This is a genomic window from Pseudomonas sp. KT_2_4 (genome assembly GCF_041410225.1).
GTDB lineage: Bacteria > Pseudomonadota > Gammaproteobacteria > Pseudomonadales > Pseudomonadaceae > Aquipseudomonas > Aquipseudomonas paracarnis.
This window is the reverse complement of sequence record NZ_CP166962.1, coordinates 3,513,341-3,536,778: the sequence shown is the minus strand read 5'-3', so window position 1 is coordinate 3,536,778 and position 23,438 is coordinate 3,513,341. Positions and strand designations below refer to the sequence as shown.

Sequence of the window (23,438 nt, the reverse complement as noted above, 5' to 3'; positions counted from 1 at the left end):
ATTGGTTAGTGGCCGCTTCAACATCTTTATTTTTCTGAGAGCTTTTCCTTGGCCCACCCCGCCCAACGTCGCTGGTACCTGCCGGTTTTCAGCGTCGCCGCCCTGGTGCTGTTGCCGCTGAGCGTGCTGCTGCTGTCCTGGCAAAGCATCGACCCGCAGATCTGGTCGCACCTCTGGGACACTCAGATGCCCCGCTTGCTGGGCAACACCTTGACCCTGGTGCTCGGTGTCGGCCTGGGCGTGACGCTGCTGGGCGTCAGCCTGGCCTGGCTGACCAGCCTGTGCGAGTTCCCCGGGCGGCGCTGGCTCGATTGGGCACTGATGTTGCCCTTTGCAATCCCTGCCTATGTGCTGGCCTTTGTGTTCGTGGGCCTGCTGGATTTCGCCGGTCCGGTGCAAACCCTGCTGCGCGAGTGGTTCGGCACCGGGCTGCGTTTGCCGCGGGTACGCTCTACCAGCGGCGTGGTCATTGTGTTGGTGCTGGTGTTCTACCCCTATGTCTACCTGCTGGCGCGCAGCGCGTTCCTGGCCCAGGGCAAAGGCTTGATGGAAGCGGCGCGGGTGCTGGGGCAATCGCCATGGCAAGCGTTCTGGCGTGTGGCATTGCCAATGGCGCGGCCAGCGATTGGTGCTGGTGTGGCCTTGGCGTTGATGGAGACACTCGCGGATTTTGGCGCGGTCTCGGTGTTCAATTTCGACACCTTCACCACCGCTATCTATAAAACCTGGTACGGCTTTTTCAGCCTGTCCAGTGCCGCGCAACTGGCGAGTCTGCTGCTGCTGGTAGTGATGTTGGTGCTGTATGGCGAGCGACGTGCGCGCGGGGCCAGTCGACCGAGCAATGAGCGCCCGCGGGGCAAGGCGTTGTACCACTTGCGCGGGTTCAAAGCCGTGGCGGCCAGTGCGTGGTGCGGCCTGGTCTTCGCCTGTGCGTTCGTGATTCCGATGCTGCAACTGGTGGCGTGGTTCTGGCAGCGTGGCCGCTTCGACCTAGATGAACGTTACACCGGGCTGATCGTGCATACCCTCTACCTGGGCGGTATCGCAGCCCTGATCACCGTTAGCGTCGCGCTGATACTGGCCTTTGCCAACCGTCTGGCGCCCACCCGGGCGATTCGCTCTGGTATCAGCCTGGCCAATGTCGGCTATGCCTTGCCAGGCTCGGTGCTGGCGGTGTCGATCATGCTGGCGTTCAGCTATCTGGACCGCGAGCTGGTGGTGCCGCTCTCCGGCTGGCTGGGCGGGGCGGGCAAGCCTTTGCTGCTGGGCAGCCTGTCGGCACTGGTGCTGGCGTACCTGGTGCGGTTCCTGGCGGTGGCTTACGGGCCGCTGGAAAACAGCCTGGCGCGAATCCGACCGTCTTTGCCCGAAGCGGCACGCAGCCTTGGGGTGAGCGGCCCACGACTGTTTTGCAAAGTGTATCTGCCGTTATTGCTGCCGGGCGCGTTGAGCGCAGCGCTGCTGGTGTTCGTGGATGTGCTCAAGGAAATGCCGGCCACCTTGCTGATGCGCCCGTTTGGCTGGGACACCCTGGCGGTCCGCATCTTTGAAATGACCAGTGAAGGCGAATGGGCACGGGCGTCTTTGCCGGCGCTGACCCTTGTGCTGGTCGGCTTGTTGCCGGTCATCGGGCTGATTCGTCGCTCGGCTCGGCAAATCGGTTAGGTGCCAGTCCTACGGCTTGAGGCTACAATGCGCGGCATTCGGTGCGCTCCGTCTTTCGGATCGACCTGCTGTATGTGGCTGCGGGCCTTGTAGTACAAGGTGTTCGGCGCACGTGGCAGCTCTGCGCGCCTTCGCCAAGCCCGGAAGGAGAAACCCATGGGACAGCGTACGCCTCTGTATGACCTGCATCTCGCCCTCGGCGCGAAAATGGTCGATTTTGGCGGTTGGGATATGCCTTTGCATTACGGCTCGCAAGTTGAAGAACACCACCAGGTGCGACGCGACTGCGGGGTCTTCGATGTATCTCATATGACCGTGATCGATGTCACCGGCCCCCAGGCCAAGGAATGGCTCCAGTACCTGCTGGCCAATGATGTCGACCGACTGCACGGCTGTGGCCGTGCGTTATACAGCGCCATGCTCAACGAGCAGGGCGGGGTGGTGGACGACATGATCGTCTACCGCACCGAAACCGGTTACCGCCTGGTGGTCAACGCCGCCACGCGCGATCAGGACATGGCCTGGATGCAGGCGCAACTGGGCAGCTACTCAGTGCAACTGCATGAGCGCTCCGAGTTGGCCATGCTCGCCATCCAAGGCCCCCACGCCCGGCAGAAAATCGCCGAACTGGTGACCCAGTCCCGTGGCATCCTGATCCATCAGCTCAAACCGTTCGAAGGCCGGGCCGATGGCGACTGGTATATCGCCCGCACCGGCTATACCGGCGAAGACGGCCTCGAAATCGTGCTGCCGGCCGATCAGGCACCGGGCTTTTTCAACGACCTGGTGGGCGCTGGCATTTCCCCCATCGGCCTCGGTGCGCGCGATACCTTGCGCCTGGAGGCCGGCATGAACCTGTATGGCCAGGATATTCACCAGGCCGTCTCGCCGCTGGCGGCCAACATGGCCTGGAGCATCGCCTGGGAACCTGTCGAGCGTAACTTCATTGGCCGCGCTGCGCTGGAAGCAGAAAAAGCAGCCGGCGTGCAGTTCAAACTGGTCGGGCTCGTCCTTGAAGAGCGTGGTGTGCTGCGTGCTCACCAAGTGGTTCGTATCGCCAATGTTGGCGAAGGAGAGATCACCAGTGGTAGTTTCTCGCCTACGCTAAGCAAATCCATTGCGCTGGCGCGTGTGCCGACGGCGACTGCCGACCGGGCCGAAGTGGAAATCCGCGGCAAGTGGTATCCGGTTCGAGTGGTCAAGCCGACCTTCGTGCGTCATGGCAAAACCCTGATCTAACCAATTCCGGCAGGCCAATGGCCGCTGACATTTCATCTTGAGGACACAGACTATGAGCAATATCCCTGCCGACCTGCGTTTTGCCGAAAGTCACGAATGGGCCCGTCTGGAAGCTGACGGCACCGTGACCGTCGGGATCTCCGACCATGCACAGGAAGCTTTGGGTGATGTGGTGTTTGTTGAACTGACCGAAGTGGGCAAGGTGTTTGCCGCTCAAGACCAGGCGGGCGTGGTGGAGTCGGTCAAGGCCGCTTCGGATATTTACTCGCCGATTGCGGGCGAAGTACTTGCCGTCAACGAAGAATTGGGTGGCAGTCCTGAGCTGTTGAACTCTGACCCGTACGGCGCCTGGATCTTCAAGCTCAAGCCAAGCGACAAGGCCGAGCTGGACAAACTGCTGGATGCCGCCGGCTACAAAGCCGTCATCGGCGAATAAACGCAACAGCTGCAACAGCACACCTCAATGTGGGAGCTGGCTCGCCTGCGATTGGATCACCTGGGTATCACCGATACACCGAGGTGCCAGCATCGCAGGCAAGCCAGCTCCCACAGCTGATTTGTTGTGATCAGTCTTTTTTCAGTACGGCTTTAACCGCCGCTACAGCCCGCTCCACATCCGCCTCCGTCATCGCCGTGAACATCGGCAACGACACGATCAAACGCCCAACACGTTCGGCCACCGGGAACATGCCTTCCTTGAAACCCTGTGCCCGATAGAGGCTCAGCAGGTGGATCGGCGGGTAGTGATAGCCGATACCCACGCCGTGGGCCTGCATCTGCTCCATGAACGTCGCACGGGCTGGCAGGCCATCCTGGCGCTCCGGCAATACCAGTTGGAACAGGTGCCAGTTGCTGTTTTCGAAGTCGGCCGGCGGCAGTTGCGCGCCGTATTGGGCTTCGAAATTGCTGCCGAAGCATTTGAAGTAGTGCCGTGCCAGATTCTGACGATGGGCGGTGATCTTCTCGATGTGCGCAAATTGCCCCAGGCCGATGGCGGCGGCAATGTCGGTCATGTTGAACTTGCCACCCAGCACATCCACATCCAGGCCATCGAAGCCGCTGCGGGTGACGCCTTGCAGGCGGTACTTCTCTGCCAGACGGGCCTCCTCGGCATTGTTCAACACCAGGCAGCCGCCTTCGGACGACGTGATGTTCTTGTTCGCCTGGAAGCTGAAGGACACGAAGTCGCCAGTTGCGCCGATGCGTTCTCCATCCCAGCTGGACCCCAGGGCCTGGGCAGCATCTTCGACAATGCGCAGGTTGTACTTGTTGGCCAGCGCGTAGAGCATCGGCATATCCAGGGGCAAGCCGGCCAGGTAGACCGGGATGATCGCCTTGGTGCGCGGAGTAATGGCGGCTTCCACCTGGGCCAGGTCGATATTGCGCGTCACCGGGTCGATGTCGGCGAAGACGGGAGTGGCACCCACTTCGAGAATCACGTTGGCCGTGGCAACCCAGGAGATTGGTGTGGTGATGACTTCATCCCCAGGCCCGATCCCGGCGATGCGCAAGGCGATCTCCATGGTGCAGGTGCCCGAGTTGAAGGTGCGCACCGGACGTCCGCCAAAATAGTCTGACAACTGTGCTTCGAACGCCTGCACCTTTGGCCCGCTGGTGATCCAGCCGGAACGCAGAACATCGCCGACCGCCGCGATGGTGGCTTCATCAATGGTCGGTTTGGAAAACGGCAGGAAGGGCTGTTGGCTCATGACGAAGAAGGCATCCGTTTCAGGTAGGCAATGAAAAATAGACGTGTCAGTAGGGCATGGTTGCACGCTGAGACTGAATATAGCCTGTCATCCATGAACGATTCGTCATGCAGCAGGCAAAAAAATGCCGCTTGAAAAAGCGGCATTTTTTATGAGGGCAGTTGTTACTCGGTTACAGCATTCTTCGCCAGGATGGCGTTAGCCAGTTCCATGTCGGTGGCTTGGAGGCCAGGGTTGTCGGCGCGGACCTTCTGCATGGCCGCTTCCAGGTACGGGCCGCGAATGCCGCCGTCGCTGGCGACGAAGCTGCCTGCGTCGTCCTGGGCGGCGACCACCAGCTTGTGGTCCTTGAACGTCAGGTAAGTCGAGCCAGTGGTGGCGCCCGACGAGATGACATTACGCCAGAAGCTATCGGCCATGGCTGAGCCGACAGGTAGGGAAAGCACAGCGAGGGTTGCGACAGCATATTTGAGACGCATGATGGGTGACTCCGGTGGGTTATCTGTACGTTTTGATTGTAGTTAACCCGATCCAGTTCCATCACTGACTAAACAGTTTCAACCTTTAAAATCACCCCATCCTGCCCAACCACGCGGACTTGAGCGCCCACGGGGGCGTCTGCACCGGTGACCATCCACACGCCATCGCCGACTTTGACCTTGCCGCGGCCATCCACAATGGCTTGATGCACCACGAAAGTGCGCCCGACCAACTCTGAACCGCGCTCGTTCAACCCCGGTTGATCGCTGGCCTTGGCACTGCTGCGTTGGCGTTTCCACCAGTACACGGCGGTCAGTATCGACAACACCGCAAACAGCAGCAGTTGCCATTCCAGCCCCAGCGGCGGGAACAGGAACTTGATCACGCCCACGGCTGCGGCGGCGATGCCCATCCAGAGCAGGTAGCCTCCGGCACCGAACACCTCGAGAATCAACAGCACGGTGCCCAGGGCTAACCAGTCCCAAAACGACAAATGCAGCAAAAAGTCCCACATGGTGTTGGCCTCAGCCTTTCTGGTTGCCGAAGGTTGCCTTGACGATTTCGCCGATACCGCCCACGGCGCCAATCACCTGGCTGGCTTCCAGCGGCATCAGGATGACCTTGCTGTTGTTGGCCGAGGCGAGTTTGCCCAGGGCGTCGATGTATTTTTGCGCGACGAAGTAGTTCACCGCTTGCACGTTGCCCGACGCAATGGCTTCGGACACCACTTGTGTCGCCCGCGCTTCGGCTTCGGCCTGGCGCTCGCGGGCCTCGGATTCCAGGAACGCTGCCTGGCGGCTGCCTTCGGCTTCAAGGATTTGCGCCTGCTTTTTGCCTTCCGCTGTCAGGATCGCCGACGCCCGCAGGCCTTCGGCTTCGAGGATCTGTGCACGCTTGATCCGTTCGGCTTTCATTTGGCCGGACATGGCGGCCATCAGGTCGGCAGGCGGGCTGATATCCTTGATCTCGATACGGGTGATCTTGATGCCCCATGGCGCAGTGGCTTCATCCACGGTGCGCAGGAGTTTTTCGTTGATGCCGTCACGCTGGCTCAGCATGGCGTCCAGTTCCATGGAGCCGAGTACGGTACGGATATTGGTCTGCAGCAGGTTGCGGATAGCATGTTCGAGGTTGTTGACCTCATAGGCGGCCTGGGCGGTGTTGACCACCTGGAAGAAGCACACGGCATCGATCTGCACGGTGGCATTGTCGGCGGTGATGACTTCTTGAGGCGGGATATCCAGCACGCTTTCCATCACGTTGATCTTGCGACCGATGCGGTCCATGACCGGGATGATGATATTCAGGCCGGGCTTGAGGGTGTTGGTGTAGCGGCCGAAACGCTCGACGGTCCATTGGTAGCCCTGGGGCACCACTTTGAACCCCATGAACAGGATGGCGATGGCCAAGCCCACGAAAAGAAGCAGTACGGTTCCGATCTGCATAGCGATTCCCTATCTGAAGGTGTCAGTGAATGACATTAGGCCGATTGTAACGGTCTGGTCACGGATAAGGACGGTTTCATGGCCCAACAAACAAAGGATTTGTTTCTGAATCCCCTGGCGTGACCCGCAACACCTCCGTCATCGTGGTCAGCCCGGCCTTCACTTTCTCGATGCCGGCCATGCGCAGGCTGCTCATGCCCTGCGCCAGTGCCCCACGGCGCAGGGCTTGTACGTCCGCGCCTGGAGTGACCAGCGCCTGGAGTGCCGGGCCCATGAGCATGATTTCATACAGTCCGGCCCGGCCTCGATAACCGCTGTCACGGCAGTGTGCACAGCCGACAGCTTCGTAGCCGCCATCGTCCTCCAGGCCCGCGGGGTGCTTGCAGTGGCTGCACAGAAGCCGCACCAGGCGCTGCGCCATCACACCTATGAGCGTGGCTTTGATCAAATAGTGAGCAATGCCCAGTTCCTGCAGACGGCTGATGGCACTGGGTGCATCGTTGGTGTGCAGGGTCGAGAGCACCAGGTGCCCGGTCAGCGCGGCCTGGATAGCCATCTCTGCGGTTTCCTGGTCGCGGATTTCGCCGATCATGATGATGTCCGGGTCTTGGCGCAGCAGGGCGCGGATGCCGCTGGCGAAGGTGAGGTCGATGTTGTGCTGGACCTGCATCTGGTTGAAGGCCGGCTCGACCATTTCAATCGGGTCTTCCACCGTGCACAGGTTGACCTCGCGGGTCGCCAGTTGCCTGAGGGTGGTGTAGAGGGTGCTGGTCTTGCCTGAGCCGGTCGGGCCTGTGACGAGGATGATGCCGTGGGTGCGTCGCGTCATGGCGTGCCAGCGTTGCTGGTCGGCGCTGGACAAACCCAACTGGTCGAAATCCTTGAGCACCTGTGGGTCGAAAATTCGCATCACCAGTTTTTCGCCGAATGCCGTGGGGAGGGTGGAAAGCCGCAATTCCACTTCGACACCCGCAGGGTTCCTGGTCTTGACGCGGCCATCCTGGGGCTTGCGTTTTTCGGCCACGTTCATTCGCCCCAGGCTTTTCAGGCGGCTGACCACGGCCATGGTGACCTGCGGGGGAAATTGATAGACGTCATGCAGCAGCCCATCAATGCGAAAGCGCACCCGACCCTGGTCGCGGCAGGGCTCGATATGGATGTCGCTGGCTCGTTGGCCAAAGGCGTATTGCAGCAGCCAGTCGACGATGTTGACGATATGCGCGTCGTTGGCGTCCGGCTCCTTGTCGCTGGCGCCGAGGCTGAGCAAGTCGACATTGCCAGGCGCCGTCATTTTTTGATCCGCACCGCTGACGGACTTGGCCAAGCGGTAAAACTCGTTGATACAGCGCTGAATATCCTGAGGGTTGGCAACCACGCGCTTGATCGTGCGTTTGAGTACCTGGGACAGCCCGGCTTCCCAAGTGGTGATATGGGGTTGGGCACTGGCGACCGTCACGCTGTGGGCATCCACCGCGACTGCAAGAATGCCGTGGCGCTGAGCAAAGGCGTGGGACATCAAGGGCACCACGGCCGCCACATCAATCTTCAATGGGTCGATGCGCAGGTAAGGTTGGCCGACCTGCCGGGCCAGCCATTGAATCAAGGTCTCCAGACAAGGGCCCTGGGCTGCGATGCATTCCAAGGGATGCTGGCTGCCGGACGCTGGCGCTACCTTTTGCGCCGCCTGCGCCGTGATCAACCCTTGCTCGACCAGCGCCGGCAACAATTGCTGCAGTTCCAAGAGGTGATCGTGAGCGGCGACGGGCATGCAGGTTTTCCTGGGGCGTGGGGGTAATCCCAGGCTAGCCAGCCGCTGAAGGTCCTGCTGGCGCGTGTGTTGCCGGTTTTTACTGCGCCATCGCCGCCAGCGCTTGAGGCCGCTCGGAATCAGCCGACCACAGCTCCAGGGTGCAGACGCTGATCAGGTTTCGAATCTTTTCACCGATCACCTGGGCGCGGTGCCAGCTCAGGCCGGTCATCACGATATCGATGCTCAGCAGGTCGGCTTCCCGGTTCATGCTGACCTGGGTGGGCGTGAGCAATTGCAGCGCGAAGTAGTTCAGCACCCGGCACAGCACGTCCGGTTCAGCCTCGGCGACGATGCGATAGTGCGCCTGGCAGTGGCTGCTATTGGCGGCCCACGCATCGACGCGGGTGGCGGGGTAGGCGGTTTCGACGGCATGCATGCTGACTCTCCAGTTTAGACTGGAGAAATTTTTACATTCGCCTCGGGAGATTTCTTATCTAGAATAAGCCTGTTTGGCGATAAATCGACCAGAACAATTCAAGATAAGCCTATTCATGGGTACGTTTATGCACAGTGAGTTGGACGCCTACGACCGCCGCATCCTGGCCTTGCTGCAAGAGGATGCCTCGCTCTCCAGTGCACAGATTGCCGAGCAGGTCGGCCTGTCGCAGTCGCCATGCTGGCGGCGTATTCAGCGGCTCAAGGAGGAGGGCGTGATCCGCGGCCAGGTCACCCTGCTGGACCGCAAGAAAATCGGGCTCAACACGCAGATTTTCGCCGAGGTCAAACTCAACGCCCACGGTCGCTCCAATTTCACTGAGTTCACCGAGGCGATTCGCGGTTTTCCGGAAGTGTTGGAGTGCTACGTGCTGATGGGGGCGGTGGATTTTCTGCTGCGTATCGTCACCTCGGATATCGAGGCGTACGAGCGGTTTTTCTTCGAGAAGTTGTCGATGGTGCCGGGGATCCAGGAGGTCAACTCGATTGTGGCGCTGTCGGAGATCAAGTCCACCACCAGCCTGCCAGTCTTGCGCTGACAGGGAGGGCCTCATCGCGGGCAAGCCCGCTTGTATGCTAGGACTTGAAGGGAGGAGAAGGGACAAAGCCCGATTCTGACTGTTGACGCAGTACAGACCGTGGGAGATTTCGCCCCTCCTCCTTTCACCCAAGCGCCGATAAAGAATGCATCTGGCTATGACCGACGATAGGAACAAGCCTGCGCCTCTGGGTGAGCCCTTCAAGTGCTCAAAACCTTAGCCCGGAGGAAGCCCCATGGCAATGCCAGTTTCTGTCTCAAAGCCAATCGTAGGCGTCGATGTCGCTAAGAATGAACTGGTGATTTATCACGCTGAAGTCGATCTGTTAGAAACAATCCCAAACACCAAAGCCGCTATCAAAAAATGGCTGAAGGCCTTGTCCTGCAAAGTGGCCATCGCAATTGAAGCCACCAATATCTACCACTTGGAGTTTGCTGATCTAGCTCATGAAGCTGGTTGCGTGGTTTACATGGTTGGAGGTTATGAGCTCAAGCATTACCGCGAAAGCGTGAAGATCCGGGCCAAGACCGATGCTTTGGATGCCAAGCTGCTCGTCCGCTATTTGAGAAAGGAGGCAGACGAACTGCGTCCCTGGACACCTCCATCACCGCTGTATCGCCATCTTCTAAGCCTGTTTCGTCGGCGCGCAGCCTTGGTTCAGGCGCGCGTCAGCCTGACGCAAAGCTGGGCGAACGAGCCGCTTCTTAAGGCCTCGTTTGCCGAGCAGGTGAAGTCGATGCAGAGACTGGAAGGGTTAATCGAAAAAATGATCAGTGACTGCCTGAAAGAAGCAGGTTTACTGGGTCAGTTGAAGCGTTGCTTGAAAGTCGAAGGTATCGGTTTTTTGACTGGCGCGCGTTTGATTGCCACCTTCCAACGGGGAGAGTTCAGGAATTCGGACGCGTTTATCGCCTTTCTTGGTATGGATTTGCGCGTCAACAAGTCAGGACAGAAGGATGGTCGTCGTAGTTTAAGTAAGCGCGGCGACTCAGAAGCTCGGCGCCTGCTGCATAACGCAGCGATGGCGGCTAGCCGAACAGAGACATGGAAAGCGTTTTATCAAGCACAGAGGGCGCGAGGCTATAGCACCACACAGGCGCTGGTAATACTGGCCCGCAAGCTTGCTAGGGTGGTGTTCGCTCTGCTGAAAGGGCAAAGCGAATATCAGCCAAAAGTTGGTTGAGGGTTGCCCCTCAACCATAGAATCTCCCACAGCAAATGTGGGAGCGGGCTTGCCCGCGATAGCGATTACAGGCGCAGAAGGGTCTTCCAGGCACGATTCTGATACACCGCAATCGCCTGATGCATACGCGCATCCAGGGATTCATCGGTAATCGGCTGGTTGGCCAGGTGCGCCAGCTTGTTCAGTTCGCCGTACAATCGGTCCAGCTCAGGAATGTCCACCACATGGCGCGCATGGTGCAGCCAGGCCTGGATGCGTTCGATACGCGGCAGTTGCTCGGCCAGATCTTCCGGCTGTTGCTGGTAGCGCTGCAGTTGCAGGGCGACGGCGTCGTCGGCCAGCAGGCGTGGCAGCCAGTTGGTGATTTGCGCAGCGCCCTGGCGGTTGCCACGCACATTACGCTCGGCCGTCCAGGTGCGGGCCAGCAGCCAGCGCGAGAGGTTGAGTGAGAACAGGCCCCAGCGCACGTCTTGCAGCTCTTCGATGAACTGCTCGGGCGCGGCTTTGCGAATGTCTTCATCGTCGTCACCGGCCTGGACCAGCGGGCGCCAGTCTTCCAGCAACGCATCCAGGGCGCTGCGCAGTTCGCTGGTGGATTGGCGCGGCGCGGCCTGACCGAGGCTGCCGATCAGGGCGCGCAACTCGCCGAGGTTCTCGACCCAGTCCTGCAGCAGGCGCCAGTGGCCATTGAAGCGGTATTGCTCAGCCAGGCGCTGGCTGCTGCCCAGCAGGTGCCACAGGATCGCGGCGAAGGCGTCGTCCAATGGCATTTCGGCGTGGATCTGTGGCGCCGGCAGGCTCAGGGAGTAGCTGCTGGCGTCATACAGGCGATAGCCGCGTTCGGCCTTGCTGATGTCGCACGGCATCAGGGCCAGGGTTGCGGCCAGCTCGGCGGCCAGTTCCAGCAGGGCCGACGGTTCGCCTTCGCGCAGTTCCAGTTCCAGCTCGCAGATTTCTTCTTTCTGCTTGCCGACCACCACATGGCCCAGGTCCAGGGCGGCTTCGATCACCACCTTGGCCTTGCCACGGCCCCAGGCGATCTCGGCGCGTTCACGCACGAAGTCGGTGGTGAAGATCGGCTTGAGGGTCTTTTTGTCCAGCTCGGCCAGTTGCTCGGGCCAGCACTCGCCATCGAGTTTCTTCACGTCGAGCTTGGCTTTGGGCAGGTCCCAGTTGTATTCGTTGCGTTCCGACAGGCCGGCGACGCTTTGGCCGCGGGTCTTGAGGGTCTGGATGATGTCGTCACCGTCCTTGCGCAGGCGCAGGGCAACCTTGGCCTGGGCCAGGTCACGCTCGGGGGTGTCGAAGTACTGGTTCATCAACTCACGGCGTTCCCAGCCACTTTTGTTGCGTTTTTTCAGTAACGGGTGCTCACGCAGCGCGGCGAGTGTTTCGCGGCTGACGCGTAGCTTGATTTCGGTTTCTTTCTGCATGGCCGGAAAATCCAGGATCGGGAGCGCAGCCGGGGAAAAGTGTGGCTGCCAAGGTCGTGCAGTGTACAGGACTGAGCCCGGCAACGTGCCGCAACGGTTTATTGTGTTGCGCAGATGCCTCTATAGTGAGGTTCATCCGGGAAGTTGGGAGACCGCGCATGCCGTTACCGTCCATGAAAGAGCAGTTCGCCGCCTTGATCGCCGCGCCGTCGGTGAGCTGCACCCAGGCGTCTCTCGACCAGAGCAATCGCCCGGTGATCGACCTGCTCGCCGCTTGGCTGGGCGACCTGGGCTTTGCCATCGATATCCAACCAGTCAGCCCCGGCAAGTTCAACCTGTTGGCCAGTTTCGGCAGCGGCCCCGGTGGCTTGGTGTTGGCGGGGCATAGCGATACCGTGCCGTATGACGCGGCGCTGTGGAAGACCGACCCGCTCAAGCTGACGGAAGTCGATGGTCGCTGGGTAGGGCTGGGCAGTTGTGACATGAAGGGGTTCTTCGCACTGGTTATCGACGCGGTGTTGCCGCTGCTGGACCAACCCTTCAAGCAACCGCTGTTGATCCTTGCCACCTGTGATGAGGAAAGCTCTATGTCCGGTGCCCGTGCGCTGGCCGAGGCGGGGCGCCCATTAGGTCGTGCAGCTGTGATCGGCGAGCCGACCGGGCTCAAGCCTATCCGCTTGCACAAAGGCGTGATGATGGAGCGCATCGACATCCTCGGGCGCAGCGGCCACTCGTCGGACCCCAGCCTGGGCCACAGCGCCCTGGAAGCCATGCATGACGCCATCGGCGAACTGCGCGGCCTGCGCCTGGCCTGGCAGCGCGAGTACCGCAACGCGCAATTCAGCGTGCCGCAGCCGACGATGAACTTCGGCTGCATTCACGGCGGCGACAACCCCAATCGCATCTGCGGCCAGTGCTCCCTGGAGTTCGACCTGCGCCCCCTGCCGGGCATGGACCCCGAGGTGCTGCGCGCCGCGATTCGCCAGAAGCTCGAACCCGTGGCCGAGCGGCATAAGGTCAAGATCGACTACGCGCCGTTGTTCCCCGAAGTCCCCCCCTTTGAGCAGCCCGAAGACGCCGAGCTGGTGCGGGTGGCGGAACGTTTGACCGGTCATCGTGCCGAAGCAGTAGCGTTCGGCACCGAAGCGCCTTATCTTCAGCGCCTTGGTTGCGAAACCCTGGTGCTCGGGCCTGGCGACATTGCCTGCGCTCACCAGCCGGGAGAATACCTTGAAATGTCACGCTTGACGCCTACAGTGCGTCTATTGCGGGAACTGATCGAACACTACTGCCTGAAACCTGCATAAATTTGCCCTTGCCCATTCGTACATAAGGAGAGTGAGCGTGTCGCCAAGCCTGTTCCGACGATAACCATCAGCCGCTGTGCGCTTTCACGATTGATCCTTTATTTGGCTGCTTTTTATTACAGGCCCAGGTGTTATGCCCGAATACGTCAATTGGCTTCGTCACGCTTCGCCCTACATCAACGCCCACCGCGACTGCACCTTTGTAGTCATGCTGCCCGGCGATGGTGTGGACCACCCCAACTTCGGCAATATCGTCCACGACCTGGTGCTGCTTCACAGCCTGGGTGTGCGCCTGGTGCTGGTGCATGGCTCGCGCCCGCAAATCGAAACCCGCCTTCAAGCACGCGGCCTTACCCCGGCTTACCACGAAGGCTTGCGCATCACCGATGCTGCGACGCTGGAGTGTGCGATCGACGCGGTGGGTCATCTGCGTATTGCCATCGAGGCGCGCTTGTCGATGGACATGGCGTCCTCGCCGATGCAGGGCTCGCGCCTGCGCGTGGCCAGCGGCAACCTGGTCACCGCACGGCCAATCGGCGTGCTTGAAGGCGTGGACTACCACCACACCGGCGAAGTGCGCCGGGTCGACCGCAAGGGCATCAACCGCCTGTTGGATGAGCGCTCTATCGTGCTGCTGTCGCCGTTGGGGTATTCGCCCACCGGCGAGATCTTCAACCTGGCCTGCGAAGACGTCGCCACCCGCGCCGCCATCGACCTGGGCGCCGACAAATTGCTGCTGTTCGGCGCCGATCCCGGTCTGATCGATGAGAACGGCCGCCTGGTGCGTGAATTGCGCCCACAACAAGTACCCGCGCACCTGCAACGCCTGGGCAGCAACTATCAAGCCGAACTGCTCGATGCCGCTGCCGAAGCCTGCCGGGGTGGAGTAGGGCGCAGCCATATCGTCAGCTACGCCGAAGATGGCGCCTTGCTTACCGAACTGTTCACCCGCGATGGTGGCGGTACGCTGGTGGCCCAGGAACAATTCGAACTGGTGCGCGAAGCGGCGATTGAAGACGTCGGCGGCTTGCTGGACCTGATCAGCCCGCTGGAAGAGCAGGGCATTCTGGTGCGCCGTTCGCGGGAAGTGCTGGAGCGTGAGATCGAACAGTTCAGCGTGGTCGAGCGCGAAGGCATGATCATCGCCTGCGCGGCGCTGTATCAGATCGCGGATTCGGATGCGGGGGAGTTGGCGTGCCTGGCAGTGAACCCGGAGTACCGCCACGGCGCGCGAGGCGATGTGTTGCTCGAACGCATCCAGACCCGGGCACGCGCCCAGGGCTTGAAAACCCTCTTTGTACTCACCACCCGTACGGCCCACTGGTTCCGCGAACGCGGTTTTGTGCCGAGCAGCGTGGACCGCCTGCCGTCGGCGCGGGCGTCGCTGTACAACTATCAGCGCAACTCGAAGATTTTCGAGAAGGCCCTGTAAAAGAATACTGCTCTGTGTGGGAGCTGGCTTGCCTGCGATAGCGGCGCCTCGGTTTAACTGCAGGACCGAGTTGCTGGTATCGCGGGCAAGCCAGCTCCCACCAAAGACTGTATTTATTGTGGGATGAATTTGTCGGTCACATAGGCCGAATAATCCGGCAGCACCGTCTCTACCTTCCCCTGTTCCTTCAGGAACTTCGCCGTTTCCTCAATCGCCTTCGCCGTGCCGCCCTTGAGCAGCGCAGCGGTTTGCTGTGCCTGCGCATCCGGAAACGTCGTACCGGCCAACAGTTCCGGAATGTCGTCGGCATTTGAACCTGTCAATTTGGCGATTTTCTGCACTGGCTCGGAATCCACCGTCCAGCTGTCTTTGTGGGCGGCATAGCCGGCAAAGGCATCCAGGGTAACTTTGGCGAACTTGGCCACTACGTCAGGATGTTTTTGCGCAAAATCCTTGCGCGCCACCCACACCTCAAACGTCGGTGCGCCCCATTGGCCCACCTGCGCCGCGTCTGTCAGGGTTTTTCCGGTCTTGCGGATTTCGCCCAGGGCCGGTGACCACACAAAAGCCCCATCAATATCGCCACGCTTCCAGGCGGCGGCGATTTCGGCCGGTTGCAGGTTCACCACTTTGACTTGTTTGGTGTCCAGCCCCCAGTGTTTCAGCGCGCCGAGCAGGCTGTAATGGGAGGTGGAGACGAAGGGCGTGGCGATGGTTTTACCAATCAAGTCCTGGGGGTTGTCGATGCCACTGCCGTTGCGCACCACCAGGACTTCAGAAGCGTTGATCTGTGCCGATACGATAAACGCCACAATCGGCAGGTTGCGCGAGGCCGCCGCCGCGAGCGGGCTGGAGCCGAGGTTGCCGATTTGTACATCACCCGAAGCGATGGCCGTGACTACCTCTGGCCCGCTGTTGAAGCGGCGCCAGGCGATTTTTTCGCCGATGGCTTTTTCGTACAGACCGTCGGCCTGGGGAACCTTGCTGGGATCGATGCCGGTCTGGTAGCCCACCGTCAGGTCGGCGGCGTTGACACCCAAAGAAAGTAATAGCGATACAAAAACTGTAACAAATTGACGGGAGGATGTGCGTTTGGCCATGATGGCGTCGCCTTTTTGATCGTGAGTGACGTATGCAACCGTACGGCAACACTAATCGATCTAAAAAAGCACCAGTAAATACCCTTTAGGAATTAGCTTATGGAGCGGCGCGTCTATCCTGACCGACCAGCTTCACGGAAAGTCTTATTCCTGGATCGTATGAAAAAGAATGAAATAATTCTTTTTGGGTGTATGAAAAACTCATTACCCTGCAGGGACCAAATCAACTGCGATTAGACGAAGGTAGTAGACACACAAGGTTACGATTGACTTGGTGGTCACTATCTGGCGCTAATCGCGCATCTGTGGATCGAGGGCGTCAGACCCGAGACCAAAGAAATACAAAAATTAGAAATGAGAGGAGCGGTACATGAAGAAGTCCACCTTGGCTGTGGCTGTAACGTTGGGCGCAATCGCCCAGCAAGCAGGCGCTGCCGGTTTCATCGAAGACAGCAAGGCCACACTGGGCCTGCGTAACTTCTACATCAACACCGATAACCGCGAAGGCACGGCCAACCCGAGCAAGAACGAAGAATGGGGCCAAGGCTTCGATCTGCGTTTCATCTCCGGTTACACCCAAGGCACTGTTGGCTTCGGTCTCGACGCTATCGGCCTGTTGGGTGTTCGCCTGGATTCCGGCGGCGGCACCAACGGTGCGACTGCCAGCTCTTACGGCGGCACTATCTTCCCGAGCAAGTCCAATGGCGAAGCCGTTGATAACTACTCGAGCCTGGGCCTGACCGCCAAGGCCAAGATCTCCCAGACCGAACTGAAGCTGGGTACCTTGCAGCCCAAGCTGCCGGTCATCGTCACCAACGATGGTCGTATGCTGCCGCAGACCTTCCAGGGTGGCCAGATCACCTCCAGCGACATCAAGGACCTGACCCTGGTCGCCGGCCAGATCGAAAAAGCCAAGGGCCGTAACTCCAGCAACAACGAAAGCCTGTCCATCTCCGGCGCCAACAGCCGTGGTGTGAACTGGCGTTCGAGCAACAAGTTCTACTACGCCGGTGGCGACTACAAGATCACCAAGGATCTGACCGCCCAGTACTACTACGGCAACCTGGAAGATTTCTACAAGCAACACTTCCTGGGCCTGACCCACAACTGGGCCATTGGTCCTGGCGTGCTGAAGTCTGACCTGCGCTACTTCAACAGCTCCGACGATGGTAACAACGGCAACCAGTCCGCTTACTTCTCGACGGGCAACTACAGCGGCGTGAACTCCGGCCGTGGCAAAGTCGACAACAACCTGTACAGCGGCCTGTTCCTGTACTCGGTTGCCGGCCACACCTTCGGTGGCGGTTACCAGGTCAGCAACGGCAGCAGCGACTTCCCTTGGCTGAACCAGGGTGACGGCTCGTCGGCTTACATCACCACCGACATGCAGATCCAGAAGTTCGCCCGTGCCGGCGAGCGCACCTGGCAAGCTCGCTACTCCTACGACTTCGCCAAAGTCGGCGTGCCTGGCCTGACCGCCGGTGTGGTTTACCTGAAAGGTGATCATATCGACACCGTCGCCAGCAACCGTACCGAATTCACCGGCCAGTCCGAGTGGGAACGTGACATCACTGTTGCCTACGTCGTACCGGAAGGTCCGCTGAAAAACGTCGGCGTGGCGTGGAAAAACGCTATGTGGCGCAGCGACATCGCCAACGCGCGTAACCAGGACGAAAACCGCTTGATCGTCAGCTACTCGATCCCGCTGTTGTAAGACTGTAAAACCTTGCCCGGCGCAATGCCGGGCAAGGTGTCTTGCTGTTCAAGTCGGGCTCAACCCCCGCAAGCCCTTCCTGAATCCCTCTTTTTTGCAGCGTCTCAAGGCCTTCTCGAACCTTGGAGGCGATGTTGGCCTCAGGCCGTTCCCAAGTCCAATGAACTGATTTTTAATATTCTTTTATCGTCTAGATAAATCGATATTTATTCTTTTTAAATCACAAAAAATCCATGCACAGTGGGCTCCATAAGCACTCATCAGGAGCCACACCATGAGCCTAAGACTGGGCGACATCGCCCCCGACTTCGAACAGGATTCCAGCGCCGGCAAGATTCGCTTCCACGAATGGCTGGGCGACAGCTGGGGAGTGTTGTTTTCCCACCCGGCGGACTTCACGCCGGTGTGCACTACCGAACTGGGTTTCACCGCCAAGCTCAAGGACGAATTCGCCAAGCGTGGGGTCAAGGCCATCGCCCTGTCGGTAGACCCAGTGGACTCGCACCACAAGTGGATCGAAGACATCAACGAGACCCAGAACACCGTGGTCAACTTCCCGATCCTGGCCGACGCCGACCGCAAGGTCTCGGACCTCTACGACCTGATCCACCCGAATGCCAGCGATACCCTCACCGTGCGCTCCTTATTCGTGATCGACCCGAACAAGAAGATCCGCCTGACCATCACCTACCCGGCCAGTACCGGGCGTAACTTCCATGAAATCCTGCGGGTGATCGACTCGCTGCAACTGACCGACAACCACAAGGTGGCGACGCCGGCCAACTGGCAGGATGGGGATGAAGTGGTGATCGTGCCGTCACTCAAGGACGAGGAAGAGATCAAGAAACGCTTTCCCAAGGGCTATCGCGTGGTGAAGCCGTACCTGCGTCTTACCCCACAACCCAATCGTTAAGGCTGATATCGCCATCGCGGGCAAACCCGGCTCCCACAGTTGACCGCATTCCCCTGTGGGAGCCGGGCTTGCCCGCGATGGCGGCCTCATGAACAGCACAGACTTCAAGTTGCAAACCGTCTCACACAGCAGGGGTTTTCAGGCCGTTTCGACGGCCTTTTTTTTCGCCTGGCGATTGGTTAAACGCTTATGTATTTATGGAATAAACAAATGAATAAATAAGATTTATAGATATATAAATCTGCTGATAAGGTCTATCCCATCTTGGCGCCATCGCCGCACAGCGAACCGCCGACACTTGCTCAAGGAATCTCCTGCATGCTGGTCGTAACACTTGGAGGCAGTCCCAGCCAGCGTTCCCGCTCTGGGGTCTTGCTGGATAAAACCCGTCAGTGGCTGCAACAGCAGGGCGTGGAAGTGGTGAGTTACCAGGTACGGGACTTCCCGGCTGAAGACTTGCTGCACGCACGCTTCGACAGCCCCAAGGTCATCGACCTGCTGCAACAAGTCGCCAATGCTGACGGGCTGGTGATCGCCACGCCGGTGTACAAGGCGTCGTTTTCCGGGGCGTTGAAAACCGTACTGGACCTGCTGCCCGAGCGTGCGCTGGCCCATAAGGTGGTGCTGCCGATGGCGACCGGCGGCAGCATCGCCCACATGCTGGCGGTGGACTACGCCCTGAAGCCGGTGCTGTCGGCCCTCAAGGCCCAGGAATTGCTCCACGGTATTTTTGCCGAAGACAGCCAGATCGCCTATGGCGAAGGCAGTGTTCAGGCGCAACTGGTGCCGGTACTTGAACAGCGTCTGCACGAAGCCCTGGAGCAGCTCTACAGCGCCATGGCGCGACGGCCAAAACCTTTGGACCCTGACGTATTGAATGAACGTTTGTTGAGTGCTCGCTGGAGCATCTGAGCCTCACCCCGAAAAGCTGGAAACCCTCACCTTACTCAGCCGACAACGGCCAAGCAGGTGCAGCCAAAACCCTAATCGCACAGTTGGAGAGAGCGCCATGCGCACTGTCATCTTGCGTCGTGGTCTGGTCGCACTCTTTGCTGCGGCTGTGTCCTTCGGCGCCATCGTTCAAGCCCAAGCCGCCGAGACCTTGCGGATCGGTTATCAGAAGTACGGCACCCTGGTGCTGCTCAAGGCCAAGGGCACCCTGGAAAGACGCCTGGCCGACCAAGGCGTGCAGGTGCAGTGGACCGAGTTTCCCGGTGGCCCGCAATTGCTCGAGGGCCTGAACGTCGGCTCCATCGACTTCGGCGTTACCGGCGAAACCCCACCGGTGTTTGCCCAGGCGGCTGGCGCCGATCTGCTCTACGTCGCCTACGAACCACCCGCGCCTACCAGCGAAGCGATTCTGGTGCCCAAGGACTCGCCGATCAAATCGGTGGCCGAGCTCAAGGGTAAAAAGGTCGTGCTCAACAAAGGCTCCAACGTGCACTACCTGCTGGTGCGTGCCCTGGAAGATGCCGGCCTCAACTACACCGACGTAAAGACCGTGTTCCTGCCCCCCGCCGATGCCCGTGCCGCATTCGAGCGTGGCAGCGTGGACGCCTGGGTAATCTGGGACCCGTACCAGGCCGCCGCCGAGAAGCAACTGCAAGCGCGCACCCTGCGAGACGGCACCGCAATTGCCGACAACCATCAGTTTTACCTGGCCACCAAATCCTACGCCGAACAGCACCCGCAAGTGATCAAGGCGTTGGTGGAAGAGGTGCGTGCGGTAGGCGAATGGTCCAAGGCCAACCCGCAGGAAGTGACTGAGCAGGTCGCCCCACTGCTCGGCCTGCCGGCAGATATCACCCTCACATCGGTGAAACGCCAGGGCTACGGCGCGCTGTTCCTGACCCCGGAAGTGGTCGCCGCCCAGCAGAAAATCGCAGACACCTTCTACCAACTCAAATTGATCCCCAAGCCCTTGAGCATCAAGGACGTGATCTGGACGCCACCCGCCGCGGTTGCCAAAGCGCCGTAATCCGACTTCATTCAGGAGACAACTCCATGAGCCTCAATATTTTCTGGTTCCTGCCCACCCACGGCGACGGTCATTACCTTGGCACCGCCGAAGGCGCCCGCGCTGTCGACCACGGTTACCTGCAACAAGTGGCCCAGGCTGCCGACCGCCTGGGTTTCGGCGGGGTGTTGATCCCTACGGGCCGCTCTTGCGAAGACTCGTGGTTGGTGGCCGCCTCGCTGATCCCCGTGACCCAGCGCTTGAAATTCCTGGTTGCCCTGCGCCCTGGGATCATCTCCCCGACCGTGGCCGCGCGTCAGGCCGCGACCCTGGATCGCCTGTCTGGTGGCCGTGCGCTGTTCAACCTGGTCACCGGTGGCGATCCGGAAGAACTGGCTGGCGACGGATTGTTCTTGAGCCATGAAGAACGCTACCAGGCGTCGGTGGAATTCACCCGCATCTGGCGCCGTGTGCTGGAAGGCGAGACCGTGGACTACGACGGCGAGCACATCAGCGTCAAAGGCGCCAAATTGCTCTACCCACCGATCCAGCAGCCACGCCCGCCGCTGTATTTCGGGGGTTCCTCCGAAGCCGCCCAGGACTTGGCGGCCGAACAGGTGGAGATGGTGCTGACCTGGGGCGAGCCGCCGGCAGCCGTTGCGGAAAAGATCGCGCAGGTACGCGCCAAGGCTGCAAAACTGGGACGCACGGTGCGCTTTGGCATTCGTTTGCATGTGATCGTGCGCGAAACCAACGACGAAGCCTGGAAAGCCGCCGACAAACTGATCTCCCACCTGGACGACGAGACCATCGCCCGCGCCCAGGCGTCCCTGGCGCGCTTCGATTCGGTGGGCCAGCAACGCATGGCAGCCTTGCACGGCGGTAGCCGTGACAACCTGGAAGTCAGCCCCAACCTGTGGGCCGGCGTCGGCCTGGTACGTGGCGGCGCAGGAACGGCGCTGGTGGGCGATGGCCCAACGGTTGCGGCGCGGGTCAAGGAGTACGCGGACCTGGGTATCGATACCTTTATCTTCTCCGGTTATCCACACCTGGAAGAGTCGTATCGGGTCGCCGAGCTGTTGTTCCCGCACCTGGATATCGAACGTCCCGAGCTGCCCAAAAGCGCCGGCTACGTCAGCCCGTTTGGCGAGATGGTTGCCAACGACATCCTTCCCAAAGCTGCGTCACAGAGCTGAGGCGCCGTTATGGACTTAGAAAAAATCAGCCATCGCGTGGCGCCCTGGGTGCTGCCGATCTTATTGCTGGCGGTGTGGCAGTTGTCGGTGTCGGCGGGTTGGTTGTCGACGCGCATTCTGCCAGCGCCGAGTGCAGTGATCGAAGCCGGGGTGAACCTGGTGGTCAGCGGCGAAATCTGGACGCACCTGGCCATCAGCGGCTGGCGCGCCGGCCTGGGCTTTGTGATCGGAGGCAGCATCGGTCTGGCCCTGGGCTTTATCACCGGCTTGTCGAAGTGGGGCGAGCGCTTGCTCGACAGCTCCGTGCAGATGATCCGCAACGTGCCGCACCTGGCGCTGATTCCGCTGGTGATCCTGTGGTTCGGCATTGATGAGACCGCGAAAATTTTCCTGGTGGCCCTGGGGACCTTGTTCCCGATCTACCTGAACACTTACCACGGCATTCGCAATGTCGACCCGGCATTGGTGGAGATGTCGCGCAGCTATGGCTTGTCCGGTTTCAGCCTGTTCTGGCAAGTGATTCTGCCGGGCGCGCTGCCGTCGATCCTGGTGGGGGTGCGCTTCGCCCTGGGCTTCATGTGGCTGACGCTGATCGTGGCGGAAACTATCTCGGCAAGTTCCGGCATCGGTTATCTGGCGATGAATGCCCGTGAATTCCTGCAAACCGACGTGGTGGTGCTGGCCATCGTCATGTACGCCATCCTCGGCAAGCTGGCCGACCTGGCAGCCCGTGGGCTGGAACGTGTGTGGCTGCGCTGGCACCCGGCGTATCAAGTCAAAGGAGGTGCAGCATGACGGCCCAACAACCTCCGCGTCTGTTGAAGGGTATCCCACTGGCGGTGCGCAAATTGCGCAAGGCCTTTGGTACCCGCGAAGTGCTCAAAGAGATCGACCTGCATATTCCCGCGGGGCAGTTCGTGGCTGTGGTCGGCCGCAGCGGTTGCGGCAAAAGTACCTTGCTGCGCCTGTTGGCGGGGCTGGACAAAGCCAGTGGCGGCGAGCTGCTGGCCGGCTCCGCGCCACTGCACGAAGCGATTGAAGATACACGGTTGATGTTCCAGGAAGCGCGTTTGCTGCCCTGGAAAAAGATCATCGATAACGTCGGCCTGGGCCTCAAGGGCGACTGGCGGCCCAAAGCGCTGGATGCGCTGGAAGCGGTTGGCCTGGCCGAGCGCGCCAATGAATGGCCGGCGGCGTTGTCCGGTGGCCAGAAACAGCGCGTGGCACTCGCCCGGGCGTTGATCCATCAGCCGCGCCTGTTGCTGCTCGATGAGCCGCTGGGCGCACTGGATGCCCTGACCCGCATCGAGATGCAGCAACTGATCGAAAACCTGTGGCGCAAGCACGGTTTCACGGTGTTGCTGGTGACCCACGACGTCAGCGAAGCCGTGGCGATTGCCGACCGCGTGATTCTGATTGAAAACGGCGAAATCGGCCTCGACCTGAACATCGACCTGCCACGCCCACGGGCCCGTGGCTCACACCGCCTGGCCGCGCTGGAAGCCGAAGTGCTCAACCGCGTGCTGTCGCTACCCGGTTCCCCACCGGAACCCGAACCTGTTTCACCGCTGCCGACGCAATTGCGTTGGGCTCAATAACTCACACAGGAAAAACACCATGACTATTAAAGCCATCAACGTGCGTAACCAGTTCAAAGGCACCATCAAGGAAATCGTGGTTGGTGACGTGCTGTCGGAAATTGACGTGCAGACCGCGTCCGGCATTGTCACCTCGGTGATCACCACCCGTTCGGTCAAGGAGTTGGAGCTGGTGATCGGCAGTGAAGTGATTGCCTTTGTGAAATCCACTGAGGTGTCGATTGCCAAGTTGTGATAACGCCACTGATCGTTCCCACGCTCTGCGTGGGAATGCCGCCTGGGG

Annotated in this window: 23 protein-coding genes; 15 read left to right on the top strand and 8 right to left on the bottom strand. The window is 60.2% G+C overall.

What is annotated here, in order from left to right; translation table 11 throughout:
* The first annotated feature begins 48 nt into the window (after positions 1-48).
* The 3 genes from AB9N64_RS16430 (at position 49) to gcvH (ending at position 3,340) form a co-directional block, all read left to right on the top strand.
* Positions 49-1,665: an iron ABC transporter permease gene (locus AB9N64_RS16430; protein WP_130174993.1), complete on the top strand. Its 1,617-nt coding sequence runs from the start codon at positions 49-51 to the stop codon at positions 1,663-1,665.
* Between the two features lie 156 nt (positions 1,666-1,821).
* Positions 1,822-2,904 carry a glycine cleavage system aminomethyltransferase GcvT gene (gene gcvT / locus AB9N64_RS16425; RefSeq protein ID WP_003195295.1) on the top strand — a complete coding sequence of 361 codons (1,083 nt, stop codon included), beginning with the start codon at positions 1,822-1,824 and terminating at the stop codon, positions 2,902-2,904.
* A 52-nt stretch (positions 2,905-2,956) separates the two neighbouring features.
* A complete protein-coding gene (gcvH, locus tag AB9N64_RS16420) occupies positions 2,957-3,340 on the top strand; it encodes a glycine cleavage system protein GcvH (RefSeq protein WP_014720402.1) in 384 nt (127 codons plus the stop codon).
* Between the two features lie 130 nt (positions 3,341-3,470).
* Here the strand turns inward: gcvH and AB9N64_RS16415 are convergent, their stop codons facing one another.
* The 6 genes from AB9N64_RS16415 to AB9N64_RS16390 form a co-directional block, all read right to left on the bottom strand.
* The gene (locus tag AB9N64_RS16415) at positions 3,471-4,613 is read right to left on the bottom strand and encodes a DegT/DnrJ/EryC1/StrS aminotransferase family protein (protein WP_014720401.1); all 1,143 of its coding nucleotides are present in this window, start codon (positions 4,611-4,613) and stop codon (positions 3,471-3,473) included.
* A gap of 164 nt (positions 4,614-4,777) precedes the next feature.
* Positions 4,778-5,092, bottom strand: coding sequence for a DUF2388 domain-containing protein (locus AB9N64_RS16410; protein ID WP_003176799.1), 315 nt, complete (start codon positions 5,090-5,092; stop codon positions 4,778-4,780).
* 68 nt (positions 5,093-5,160) lie between these two features.
* Positions 5,161-5,607 carry an NfeD family protein gene (locus AB9N64_RS16405; RefSeq protein ID WP_014720400.1) on the bottom strand — a complete coding sequence of 149 codons (447 nt, stop codon included), beginning with the start codon at positions 5,605-5,607 and terminating at the stop codon, positions 5,161-5,163.
* 10 nt (positions 5,608-5,617) lie between these two features.
* Entirely contained in the window at positions 5,618-6,538 is a 921-nt protein-coding gene (locus AB9N64_RS16400) for an SPFH domain-containing protein (RefSeq protein ID WP_003195285.1), read from the bottom strand.
* A gap of 76 nt (positions 6,539-6,614) precedes the next feature.
* Complete coding sequence (locus AB9N64_RS16395) at positions 6,615-8,306, bottom strand: GspE/PulE family protein (protein ID WP_371359531.1); 1,692 nt, start codon at positions 8,304-8,306, stop codon at positions 6,615-6,617.
* Between the two features lie 79 nt (positions 8,307-8,385).
* Positions 8,386-8,724 (bottom strand): hypothetical protein, encoded by a 339-nt coding sequence (locus AB9N64_RS16390; protein WP_014720398.1) that lies wholly within the window; start codon positions 8,722-8,724, stop codon positions 8,386-8,388.
* 127 nt (positions 8,725-8,851) lie between these two features.
* Here AB9N64_RS16390 and AB9N64_RS16385 point away from each other — a divergent pair, with 127 nt between their 5' ends.
* Positions 8,852-9,322 carry an Lrp/AsnC family transcriptional regulator gene (locus tag AB9N64_RS16385; protein WP_003195279.1) on the top strand — a complete coding sequence of 157 codons (471 nt, stop codon included), beginning with the start codon at positions 8,852-8,854 and terminating at the stop codon, positions 9,320-9,322.
* 241 nt (positions 9,323-9,563) lie between these two features.
* Complete coding sequence (locus AB9N64_RS16380; RefSeq protein ID WP_172832683.1) at positions 9,564-10,505, top strand: transposase; 942 nt, start codon at positions 9,564-9,566, stop codon at positions 10,503-10,505.
* Between the two features lie 65 nt (positions 10,506-10,570).
* Here the strand turns inward: AB9N64_RS16380 and AB9N64_RS16375 are convergent, their stop codons facing one another.
* On the bottom strand, positions 10,571-11,938 hold the full coding sequence (locus AB9N64_RS16375) for an inorganic triphosphatase (protein WP_019817786.1): 1,368 nt from the start codon (positions 11,936-11,938) through the stop codon (positions 10,571-10,573).
* Positions 11,939-12,096: 158 nt separating this feature from the next.
* Here AB9N64_RS16375 and argE point away from each other — a divergent pair, with 158 nt between their 5' ends.
* Together argE and argA are read left to right on the top strand one after the other, a co-directional pair.
* Positions 12,097-13,245 (top strand): acetylornithine deacetylase, encoded by a 1,149-nt coding sequence (argE, locus tag AB9N64_RS16370; protein ID WP_014720396.1) that lies wholly within the window; start codon positions 12,097-12,099, stop codon positions 13,243-13,245.
* Between the two features lie 133 nt (positions 13,246-13,378).
* Complete coding sequence (argA, locus tag AB9N64_RS16365) at positions 13,379-14,677, top strand: amino-acid N-acetyltransferase (protein ID WP_371359530.1); 1,299 nt, start codon at positions 13,379-13,381, stop codon at positions 14,675-14,677.
* 113 nt (positions 14,678-14,790) lie between these two features.
* Here the strand turns inward: argA and tauA are convergent, their stop codons facing one another.
* Positions 14,791-15,777, bottom strand: coding sequence for a taurine ABC transporter substrate-binding protein (gene tauA, locus AB9N64_RS16360; protein ID WP_371359529.1), 987 nt, complete (start codon positions 15,775-15,777; stop codon positions 14,791-14,793).
* A gap of 370 nt (positions 15,778-16,147) precedes the next feature.
* On the opposite strand from tauA, the gene AB9N64_RS16355 reads away from it, so the two are divergent.
* From AB9N64_RS16355 to AB9N64_RS16320, 8 genes are all read left to right on the top strand, one after another.
* Entirely contained in the window at positions 16,148-17,491 is a 1,344-nt protein-coding gene (locus tag AB9N64_RS16355; protein WP_014720393.1) for an OprD family porin, read from the top strand.
* A gap of 274 nt (positions 17,492-17,765) precedes the next feature.
* Positions 17,766-18,404 carry a peroxiredoxin gene (locus AB9N64_RS16350; RefSeq protein ID WP_371359528.1) on the top strand — a complete coding sequence of 213 codons (639 nt, stop codon included), beginning with the start codon at positions 17,766-17,768 and terminating at the stop codon, positions 18,402-18,404.
* A 318-nt stretch (positions 18,405-18,722) separates the two neighbouring features.
* On the top strand, positions 18,723-19,316 hold the full coding sequence (gene ssuE / locus AB9N64_RS16345; RefSeq protein WP_014720392.1) for an NADPH-dependent FMN reductase: 594 nt from the start codon (positions 18,723-18,725) through the stop codon (positions 19,314-19,316).
* A 97-nt stretch (positions 19,317-19,413) separates the two neighbouring features.
* Entirely contained in the window at positions 19,414-20,382 is a 969-nt protein-coding gene (locus AB9N64_RS16340; RefSeq protein WP_371359527.1) for a sulfonate ABC transporter substrate-binding protein, read from the top strand.
* Positions 20,383-20,408: 26 nt separating this feature from the next.
* Positions 20,409-21,557, top strand: a complete 1,149-nt coding sequence (gene ssuD / locus AB9N64_RS16335; protein WP_003195260.1) for an FMNH2-dependent alkanesulfonate monooxygenase — start codon at positions 20,409-20,411, stop codon at positions 21,555-21,557.
* A 9-nt stretch (positions 21,558-21,566) separates the two neighbouring features.
* Entirely contained in the window at positions 21,567-22,352 is a 786-nt protein-coding gene (ssuC, locus tag AB9N64_RS16330) for an aliphatic sulfonate ABC transporter permease SsuC (protein WP_003195258.1), read from the top strand.
* Entirely contained in the window at positions 22,349-23,155 is an 807-nt protein-coding gene (ssuB, locus tag AB9N64_RS16325) for an aliphatic sulfonates ABC transporter ATP-binding protein (RefSeq protein WP_032902254.1), read from the top strand. Before ssuC ends, ssuB begins: the two co-directional genes overlap by 4 nt.
* A gap of 19 nt (positions 23,156-23,174) precedes the next feature.
* Positions 23,175-23,390: a molybdopterin-binding protein gene (locus AB9N64_RS16320; RefSeq protein WP_003176783.1), complete on the top strand. Its 216-nt coding sequence runs from the start codon at positions 23,175-23,177 to the stop codon at positions 23,388-23,390.
* The last annotated feature ends 48 nt before the right edge of the window (positions 23,391-23,438 follow it).